Below are 801 nucleotides of genomic sequence, written 5' to 3' on the forward strand. Positions count from 1 at the left end.
CTCGCGACCACAAGGAACCTCGGAGAACCCGCCACCGGAACGGCCATCCGGAAAACCGGCCTGCCCCGCACCCGCGAAAGACACCCGAAAACCAAGATCAGGATTCACGCGGTGGATCGAGGCTGAGAGCCTGGTGATCAAGGGCTAGTCAGTGCGGGGTGTCCCGCTCTGGCGGGTGATTGTTTCCCTGCGGTGGGTGTCGAGGGGCGTCGCGGAGAAGCATCGAGACGGTTTCGAGTGGACGTGGGAGGTCTCGATGGTGTCCGTGATGTCGTTGATGACGGCGAAGGCTGAGCTGGCGCGAGGGAAGGCGATGGAGTGGCAGGTGCTGCTCGCGGAGGCCCAGGAGCAGGTGGATCACTGGCTGGCGGAGGCCGCGGCGGAAGAGGACGCGGTGCGCCGGTTGCGCCTCGCGCTCGAGGAGCGTGCGGAACTGGCCGGGGCAGTGGCCTCGTTGAGCCCGGTCATGACGGAGGTCGACGAGGTGGCCGACGCGGTCGGCGCTCTCGCGCCGGTCCGGGCGGCGGAGCCGAGGACGGCCGAGGAGGCCGCACCGGCGGCGGCACGTGGGTCGATCGCCGTGTGGGAGCCGGGGCGGGAGGTGGAGGTGCTACCCGAGATGTATCGCAAGACCACGGAGTTAGGGCCGATCCGCGGCTGTCAAGTGGCTTGCATCTGAACCTCGATCCACCGTGTAACGGCCGGGCTGTGGACGGGGAAACGGGAGGAGGTGCCCGCTGACCTGGGATGATGGGAGTTCTCACGCTTCCACCAGCACCAACCGGCAAGGCACCTCTCAAG

Annotated in this window: 1 protein-coding gene; it reads left to right on the forward strand. The window is 67.8% G+C overall.

Translation table 11 applies throughout. The annotated features are described in order from the left end of the window. The first annotated feature begins 268 nt into the window (after positions 1-268). Positions 269-679: a hypothetical protein gene (locus tag OTB19_RS43170; RefSeq protein WP_267804327.1), complete on the forward strand. Its 411-nt coding sequence runs from the start codon at positions 269-271 to the stop codon at positions 677-679. Positions 680-801 lie beyond the last annotated feature (122 nt).

The organism is Streptomyces sp. H27-H5, assembly GCF_026627505.1.
Classification (GTDB): domain Bacteria; phylum Actinomycetota; class Actinomycetes; order Streptomycetales; family Streptomycetaceae; genus Streptomyces.

Bases quoted from the DNA above. Each gene is read 5' to 3' on its own strand.
- OTB19_RS43170 (WP_267804327.1), top strand. From the start codon at position 269: ATGTCGTTGATGACGGCGAAGGCTGAGCTGGCGCGAGGGAAGGCGATG.